The sequence below is a fragment of the Candidatus Dedyshia acidiphila genome (assembly GCF_051025295.1).
Classification (GTDB): Bacteria; Acidobacteriota; Terriglobia; order Terriglobales; family Acidobacteriaceae; genus KBS-83.
The window spans coordinates 64653-73093 of sequence record NZ_JBMGJV010000021.1; the positions used below are offsets into that span (position 1 = coordinate 64653).

The 8441-nt window shown below is 63.2% G+C and carries 9 protein-coding genes; 6 read left to right on the plus strand and 3 right to left on the minus strand.

Annotated elements, in window-relative coordinates; translation table 11 throughout:
* Nucleotides 1–150 precede the first annotated feature (150 nt).
* On the minus strand, nucleotides 151–429 hold the full coding sequence (locus AC5IJH_RS10530; protein WP_491902771.1) for a hypothetical protein: 279 nt from the start codon (nucleotides 427–429) through the stop codon (nucleotides 151–153).
* Between the two features lie 364 nt (nucleotides 430–793).
* Here AC5IJH_RS10530 and AC5IJH_RS10535 point away from each other — a divergent pair, with 364 nt between their 5' ends.
* Nucleotides 794–1306 (plus strand): GNAT family N-acetyltransferase, encoded by a 513-nt coding sequence (locus AC5IJH_RS10535; protein WP_491902772.1) that lies wholly within the window; start codon nucleotides 794–796, stop codon nucleotides 1304–1306.
* Between the two features lie 222 nt (nucleotides 1307–1528).
* On the opposite strand, the gene AC5IJH_RS10540 is transcribed toward AC5IJH_RS10535, so the two are convergent.
* Both AC5IJH_RS10540 and AC5IJH_RS10545 read right to left on the minus strand, forming a co-directional pair.
* Nucleotides 1529–2284: a helix-turn-helix domain-containing protein gene (locus tag AC5IJH_RS10540; protein ID WP_491902773.1), complete on the minus strand. Its 756-nt coding sequence runs from the start codon at nucleotides 2282–2284 to the stop codon at nucleotides 1529–1531.
* A gap of 212 nt (nucleotides 2285–2496) precedes the next feature.
* Nucleotides 2497–4212, minus strand: a complete 1716-nt coding sequence (locus AC5IJH_RS10545; protein WP_491902774.1) for a S9 family peptidase — start codon at nucleotides 4210–4212, stop codon at nucleotides 2497–2499.
* 11 nt (nucleotides 4213–4223) lie between these two features.
* Between AC5IJH_RS10545 and AC5IJH_RS10550 the strand changes: the two genes are divergently transcribed.
* From AC5IJH_RS10550 to AC5IJH_RS10570, 5 genes are all read left to right on the plus strand, one after another.
* Entirely contained in the window at nucleotides 4224–4355 is a 132-nt protein-coding gene (locus AC5IJH_RS10550) for a hypothetical protein (protein ID WP_491902775.1), read from the plus strand.
* An 857-nt stretch (nucleotides 4356–5212) separates the two neighbouring features.
* Entirely contained in the window at nucleotides 5213–5596 is a 384-nt protein-coding gene (gene rpsL / locus AC5IJH_RS10555) for a 30S ribosomal protein S12 (protein WP_020707521.1), read from the plus strand.
* Between the two features lie 20 nt (nucleotides 5597–5616).
* Nucleotides 5617–6087, plus strand: a complete 471-nt coding sequence (gene rpsG / locus AC5IJH_RS10560) for a 30S ribosomal protein S7 (RefSeq protein WP_491902776.1) — start codon at nucleotides 5617–5619, stop codon at nucleotides 6085–6087.
* Between the two features lie 76 nt (nucleotides 6088–6163).
* Nucleotides 6164–8245, plus strand: coding sequence for an elongation factor G (gene fusA / locus AC5IJH_RS10565; protein ID WP_491902777.1), 2082 nt, complete (start codon nucleotides 6164–6166; stop codon nucleotides 8243–8245).
* 71 nt (nucleotides 8246–8316) lie between these two features.
* Nucleotides 8317–8441, plus strand: a 125-nt coding sequence (locus tag AC5IJH_RS10570; RefSeq protein ID WP_491900910.1) for a GTP-binding protein, incomplete at its 3' end; no start/stop codon positions are given.

An 8441-nucleotide genomic window follows, 5' to 3' on the forward strand; every position in this document is an offset into this window, starting at 1 on the left:
GCGACGGCCTCCGACAGTCCAGCGACGCGTCGACGATAGAAGAGTCGCTTGCGATACTGCGAACCCCTTCCCAGGAACCCTGAACCGTGAAGGAAAACGCGCCTGAAGATACGCTGGCTTATCTTCGTGGCATTGGCGGCAGTGACAGCACTACTTCTTCTTCACCACTTCCACACTGCCTTGGATGTGGACTCCTGCCTGGATCAGGGCGGCCGCTTCGACTACGCAAACCATGTCTGTCAGCCAAAGCCAAACTGACGCACTACCGATCTCACGCAGAACCGAAACATCGGCTATCTCAGGACTAGCCGCGCCTCCTTGAGCGTCGATTCCCGCGATACTCACGGTCTGCCTTTCGCAATCTGCTCCATCGAGACACATATTCAAAGTGGTCGCAGCCGAGTACATGAAGACAATGAGAAGCGCCATCGAGGTTCCAAGGAACCCGACTCCCAAGGTGCTCCACAGAGCGTGAAACGGCTGTCCATACAGAAACGGGATCACCAGCGCCACACTGCAGGTCAAAGCCAGACCGGATATGAGACTCGCCAGGCGCCACTTCCTCACTGCGGTACCAACCTCCGGTTGCGCCCGCTCGGGCTCCGTCTCTGGATGCATTCTCGTGCCACCCCCCTTGCGGTCAATCGAGCAGACCCTTCGTCCATACGGTGAGCCATGCAAATCTGGCAATCGGGAATAGCAAGCCATACCGTTGCTTGAAGTCGAAAGTCCGGCGGTGCGGGTCCCCTCCTACCCCCAGTGCTAGCCTGATCGCGCTCTAGAGCAAACGAACATGTCCAGCATCCAGCCCGCCACGCCCGCAGACGCCGCAGCCATCGCCCGCGTCCACGTCGAAAGGTGGCAAAGCACCTACGCCGGGATCGTCCCCGCACCATTTCTTGCGAGCCTCGATGTCGAGCAGCGCACCGTCCTCTGGCAGGAGTGGCTCGCCAGCGCCCCCCTCGTGCTCACCGCGACATCGCAGCAGCGAGTCATCGGCTTCGTCAGCGGCGGCGCAGCCCGCGAGCCGGCCTTCGGCTGTGACGGCGAGCTCTACGCCATCTATCTCCTGTCGGACGCGCAGCGGCAGGGCATCGGCAGCGCGTTGTTCGACAGCATCCGCCACGCCCTCCTCGCGGCAGGCTTCCGCAGCATGATCCTCTGGGTCCTCGAACCAAACCCCGCTCGGAGCTTCTACGAAGCCAAAGGCGGCAAGGTCACCGGCTCAAAGCCCATCGAAATCGGTGGCATGAGCCTCACCGAGATCGCCTACACCTGGCCAAACCTCGCCGACCCTCCTCAATAATCCCCATCGAACGTCGACGTCCTGCCTGCCGCCCACGCTCCACTACGCCGCCCACGAAACACGCGTCCGCCTTCCACACCGTTCGCTGTTCCGACATGGGCGAGGCCGACGACATCGACGCGCTTCGCTCAGTGGCAGATAAAGACACCGCCGTCTCGCCCCAACGTGTTCGTCGACTACCCGACAGTCGCGGCCTCTCCGTCCGTCTCGCGCCCTACCACCTCACGCATCCTCCACCGGATACATGCACTCCACCCGCAACTCCTGCGCCGCAATGCTCTGCGGCACTCCCACCGTCGTCACCAGCGAAAAGTACGACCGTCGCTCCTTGCCCTTCACAAATGTGATCGGCAGCACCGGGCTCTCGCTCGGCCGCACCGCCCCCAACCCGCGCACCCCAGGGTACGCCCGCACCTGTTCGAGCAGCGCCTGCATCTGTGCGTCCACCCGGTGCCCGATCGCCTCGCGCTCCACGCGGGACAGCAGACCCGCCGCCACCTGCTCCCAGTCGGCAATGTGCGGCCGCAGACCCTTCGGACTCAGCATCAGGTGCAGCAGGTTGCGCGGCCGCGGCCACGTCTCCAGGTCCATCAGCGAGCCAAACAGCCGCGGCGCTGCCTGGTTGTTGGCCACCACATTCCAGTACCGGTCCAGCACCAGCCCCGGATGCGGCTCCTGCTGGTCCAGCATGCGCACCACCGCGCGCCGCACCAGCGTCATCTCCTCCGCGCCCAGCGCCCCTTCGCTGTATATCGGCGCATAGCCCGCGGCCAATAGCAGCAAATTCCGCTCCCGCAGCGGCACATCGAGCGTCTGCGCCAGCCGCATCAGCAACTCGCGGCTCGGCACACTCCGCCCGCTCTCGACAAAGCTCACATGCCGCTGCGACACCGCCGCATCCAGCGACAGGTCCAGCTGGCTCTTCCCCCGCTCCTGCCGCCAGTGCCGCAGCAGATCTCCCACCGCCTGTGTCGCCATCCCAAACGCCTCCATCCCGACGTGAACCGTGACCCCAAACCCGCATTCCAAGCCTCGCACGAGGAGGTAATGAAAACAATTACCCGAGAGGTCATCTTTGCCCAGCTTGCCTCCGATTCTGACGCGCAGAAAGAGCCCGTTTGCGTACCCAAAACGCACCAGGGGCAGCCGTTTGGCTGCCCCTGGTGATCACTGCACGCATATGAAATCAGCTACTTGAGGTACTCGCTAAACCAGCCCAGCGTCCGTTCGAGCACATCCGCCTGGTGCTCCGGATCGCGAAATCCGTGACCCTCATTCGGGTACACCACCAGCTCCGTCGGCACGCCTTCGTCGCGCAGTGCATGCCAGAACTCGAACGACTGCGGCGCCGGACACTCGCCATCCCGATCGCCCACCACGACCAGCGTCGGCGTCTTCACCTTGCCGATGAAATCGATCGCCGAACTCTTCGCATACACCGCCGGATCCTGATAAACACTGGCTCCGAAGAAGGGCAGCATCCACTGGTCGATCGAGTTTTCACCGTAGTAGCTCTGCCAATTTGCGATCCCTGCGCCCGCCACGGCCGCGTGAAAACGGTCCGTCTGCGTCACGCCGAACATCGTCATGAACCCGCCATAACTCCAGCCCGTCAGCCCCAGCCGGCTGTTGTCGACCGCGGGGTATTTCTTCTCGACCGCATCCACCCCGGCCAGAATGTCGCGCAGATCGCCGTAGCCGAAATCCTTGCGATTCGCCTGCGTAAACGCCTCACCCTCTCCATAACTCCCCCGCGGATTCGGTTCGAGCACGAAGTAGTCCATCGCACTCAACGGGGCCGCACCAAAGCCCGCTCCGGGCCAGCGCGGCAGCACCGCGCTCGACGGCCCGCCATGCACCATCACCACCAGCGGATACTTCTTCGCAGGGTCGTAGTGCCGCGGCAGCATCAGCCAGCCCTGGATGTGGTAGCCCTCGTTATCCCATTCAATCGACTCGGGTTTGCCCCACGCCGGCTGCACGGCATCGTTGACATGCGACACCTGGGTCAGCGCCGAGCCGGCCTTCAACTCGCCGACAAAGACCTCGGGCGCCTTCTCGAAGGAACTGCTGGTCACCGCAAAATGGCCATCCTTCGCAATCGAAAGGCTCATCGCCTCGCGACCATCGCCGATCGCCGCCGGCGTCTCGACCAGTGTCGTGCCCTCGCTCAGCATGGGCTGGCTGCCGCTGCTGGTGACGCGATACGACGTCACCCGGCTCTTGCCATTCGCGATCTGCGACACCAGCAGTTCGTTCGCACTCTGCCAGTAGGGCCACACTGAACTCACCTTGGCCTCGGACGTTGCATCGACGGGAGTTCCGCCTGCTGCAGGCACCAGGTAGAGATCGCCGCCCGTCGCCCCCTGGTCGCTCATCAGTCCGCCGATGAAGGCGATCTGTTGCCCATCCGGCGACCAACGCGGCACCGCCATCTGCAACCCGTGGAGCGGCCCCGTAACCTTGGCCGGATCGACCACACGGGTCGGCTGCCCGTTCACCGTCGCTTGCGCGGTATAGAGCTGCGCAACCCACCAGGTGTTCTCGCCCGGCGGTGGTGCGGCAATGTAGGCCAGTTTTGCCCCATCCGGAGACCAGTCAAACTCATATACATGCAGGTTCGCCGGCGTCAGCAGCTCCGGCTCTCCGCCCTGCGCGCCCACGGCGGCAACACGCTGCACTTCGAGCCCTTCGACCCCAATCACCCCGGATGGCGGCTTCATCGCAGCCAATGCTCCGGCTGGCCGTGTCGCCCCCGGTACATAAAGGAAGCCGATGCGCTTGCCATCGGGCGACCAGGCTGCCGCCTCGACATAGCCCTTCAGGTGTGTGAGCTGGTGCGGTGCAGCGCCGGCAGCAGTGGTCACAAACAGGTCGGTCTGGCCGTCCTTGCCATACTCACCCAAATACAGAAGCTGTGCCGAGTTCGGCGACCAAACGGGCGCGCCGCCTTGCAGCCCGCGCCTACGGCGAGTGGCTGGGCATTCTCACCACGCGCGCCGCCGATCAGGAGGCGCTCCTGCTTCCCCCGCGACTCTGTCCACGCTAGGTGCTGCCCGTCCGGCGAGAGCGCCGTCTGCCCCACCCGCTCCACCCGGCCCAGGTCCGACAAGATCTGCCGAATCTTAGGATTAGCCGGTGGATGAATGCTGCCCGGCGTATTGTCGGCAGCCCCTGCGGCAAGCGGGGCGAGGCAGAGCAGGGAGAGCGCAAAGAAGTGGTGGCAGCGTGCAGGGCGCGAAGACATGCACCGGATGCTAACGCAAAGCTCTGGCTCTCTGCGTTTTGGCCGCTCTGCTGCATGTGTTTCGGGTTGAAGTCCCCGGCCGCTAGAGGCTTCAGCAGAGTGCGGAAGCGTGCAAAATCAGCCTTTCGATCGCATCTCACCGTCCGGTTTGGCTGGTTTTCGCGGCAAAGGGTCGCAATCATTGCTTGGACAAAGCAGAATTTGCAGGGCCTCCGTTGACCTGCGTAGGCGGGCTTGCTATTGTTAGAAAGTTCCTAGAGGCACGTCCTGCGCGAGCTGGCTGGTTCAAAGCGCGGCGGCGGGTGCCAGACGGGATCCCACAGAGTGCGGTTTGCCTGGAGTTTACGGCTACCCTCCCTGCGGCTCCTCGGCAACACAGCGGGGACAAACATCGCATCGGTGCCTGCGACACCCTTCGCCTGGAAGGGCTATGTGGGCCGGAACAAGCGAAACGGAGCTGAACACCTCAGTCTTCCCGGAAGAGCGGGAGGGCTCGTGCGTACGGCCACCGTCGCGGTTCCTGTCTGAGATAGGAAGCAAGCAGACGCGGAGCGGACCAGTGTGGTCATGCCCTTTGGTGAGCGCGAGTGTGCGCCGGCATGAGCCTCCATGGCCCGGGCTGCGGCTTTAGTGAGACGAAGAAGGTTAGGAGTACTGGTTTGCCGACATTCAATCAGCTGGTGAAGCAGGGTCGCACAGCACCGCGGTACAAGACCGCGAGCCCCGCGCTGCAGGGCTCCCCGCAGCGGCGCGGCGTGTGCACCCGTGTGTATACGCAGACGCCGAAGAAGCCGAACTCCGCGCTGCGCAAGGTGGCCCGCGTGCGGCTCACCAATGGCATCGAGGTGACGACGTACATCCCCGGCATCGGCCACAACCTGCAGGAGCACTCGATTGTGCTGATCCGCGGCGGCCGTGTGAAGGATCTGCCCGGTGTGCGCTATCACGTGGTGCGCGGCTCGCTCGATTCGGTCGGCGTGGCCAATCGCAAGCAGGGCCGTTCCAAGTACGGCGCCAAGCGTCCCAAGACCGCTGCCAAGTAACAGAAGAGGATTAGAGAGCGATGCCGAGAAAAGGACATATTGCCAAGCGCGAGGTAGCCGCCGATCCGGTCTACAACTCCTCGCTGGTGACCAAGTTCGTGAACTCGATGATGTGGGGCGGCAAGAAGTCGACCGCGCAGACCATCTTCTACACGGCGATGAACAACCTGGAACAGCGCGGCGGCGATGAAGCCCTGAAGCTGTTCAAGAAGGCAGTCGAGAACTGCAAGCCCCTGCTCGAGGTCAAGACCCGGCGTGTGGGCGGCGCGAACTACCAGGTGCCGATCGAGGTCAATCCCGATCGCCGCACCTCGCTCGCGATCCGCTGGCTGGTGACCTACGGCCGTGCCCGTGGTGAGAAGGGCATGATCGAGAAGCTGACCAACGAGCTGCTGGACGCGGCAAACGGCCGCGGCGCAGCAATGAAGAAGAAGGAAGACATTCACCGCATGGCCGAAGCGAACAAGGCCTTTGCGCACTACCGCTGGTAACGATCCGAACTAACCAAGAACCGCAAGCTGGACGCCGGCCCGCGAGGGCTGGCGAGAAGTAGAGAGAGACGACACCGTGGCCCGCCAAGTACCTCTAAATCGCTGCCGGAACATCGGCATCATGGCGCACATCGACGCCGGCAAGACCACCGCCACCGAGCGCATCCTGTTCTATACCGGGATCACGCACCGTATCGGCGAGGTCCACGAAGGCACGGCCACGATGGACTACATGGAGCAGGAGCAGGAGCGTGGCATCACGATCACGTCCGCTGCGACCACCTGCACCTGGAAGAACATCCGCGTCAACATCATCGATACGCCCGGCCACGTGGACTTCACGGCTGAGGTGGAGCGCTCGCTGCGCGTGCTCGACGGCGCCGTTGCGCTGTTTGACTCCGTCTCCGGCGTGCAGCCGCAGACCGAGACGGTGTGGCGGCAGGGCGACAAGTACCATGTGCCGCGGATTTGCTTCGTCAATAAGATGGACAAGGCCGGCGCGGACTTCGAGCATGTGATCGAGACGATCCGCAAGCGCCTCGGCGCGCGGCCGGTGGCCATCCAGATCCCGATCGGCGCAGAGGCAGGCTTCCGCGGCGTGGTCGACCTGATCGAGATGCGCGCCATCATCTGGCACGACGAGACGATGGGTGCCGAGTACTCGGTCGAAGAGATTCCCGCCAACCTGCTCAAGAAGGCAGAAGCCTTCCGAATGCAGCTGGTCGAGTCGGTCGCCGAGAATGACGATGACATGCTGCACAAGTTCCTCGAGGGCGAGATTCCGACTGCCGACGAGCTGAAGGTGTCCCTGCGCAAGGCCACGATCGGGATGAAGGTGTTCCCGGTGATGTGCGGTTCGGCGTTCAAGAACAAAGGTATCCAGACGCTGCTCGATGCAGTGGTCGACTATCTGCCGAGCCCGCTTGATGTGCCGGCGGTTGAAGGCATCGACCCGTCGGACCCGTCGAAGGTGCTGATCCGCAAGGCGGACGACTCGGAGCCCTTCTCGGCGCTGGGCTTCAAGCTGATCAACGATCCATTCGGTAAGCTGGGCTTCATCCGCATCTACTCGGGCTCGCTGAAGACGGGTGACACGGTCATGAACCCGCGCACCGGCAAGACGGAGCGCGTGGGTCGCCTGGTCAAGATGCACGCCAACAAGCGTGAGGACATCACCGAGATCTACGCCGGCGATATCTGCGCGGCAGTGGGTTTGAAGGAATTGAAGACTGGTGACACGCTGTGCTCGCCGAATGCGCCCGTTGCGCTGAGCGCCATCACCTTCCCGGAGCCGGTCATCTCGGTCGCGATCGAGCCGAAGACCAAGGGCGACCAGGAGAAGATGGGCATCGCGCTGGCGCGGCTGTCCGATGAGGATCCCACCTTCAAGGTGCGGACCGATGTCGACTCGGGCCAGACCATCATCAGCGGCATGGGTGAGCTTCACCTCGAGATTCTCGTGGATCGCATGAAGCGCGAGCACAAGGTCGAGGCGAACGTGGGTGAGCCCAAGGTGGCCTTCCGCGAGACCATCCGCAAGATCGCCGAGGCTGAAGGCAAGTACATCCGGCAGACGGGTGGTTCGGGCAACTACGGGCACGTCAAGATCCGCGTCGAGCCGAACGATCCCGGCAAGGGCTTCGAGTTCGTCGACGAGATTCGCGGTGGCGTGGTGCCGAAGGAATACATCAAGCCGACCGAGCAGGGCATCCGCGAGGCGCTGCACAACGGTATCCTCGCCGGTTACGAGATGGTCGACTTCAAGGCCGTGCTGTATGACGGCAGCTACCACGATGTCGACTCGAACGAAATGGCGTTCAAGATTGCCGGCTCGATGGCCTACAAGGAAGCGGCCCGCAAGGCGAGCCCGGTGCTGCTCGAGCCCGTAATGGCGGTCGAAGTGACGGTGCCCGAAGAGCACATGGGCACCATCATCGGCGACATCAATTCGCGTCGCGGCCGGATCGAGGGCATGGAGCACTCTGGCGGCTCGCAGGTAATCAAGGCGATGGTGCCGCTGAAGGAGATGTTCGGCTACGTGAACGACATTCGCTCGTCCACCCAGGGCCGTGCCTCCTACAGCATGCAGTTCGCCCGCTATGAAGAGGCGCCGCGCATGATCTCGGAAGAGATCATTGGCCGCAACCAAGGCAAGTAAACAGCCGTAGCAGTGACAAGATCGCGTGGGCGACCACGCCGTGACAGAACGGGAAGTTCAGGAGAAGGACGATGGCGAAGGAGAAGTTTGACCGGTCGAAGCCGCACGTGAATGTGGGAACGATTGGTCACATTGATCACGGCAAGACGACGTTGACGGCGGCGATCACGAAGGTGTTGTCGAAGCACAACCCGAA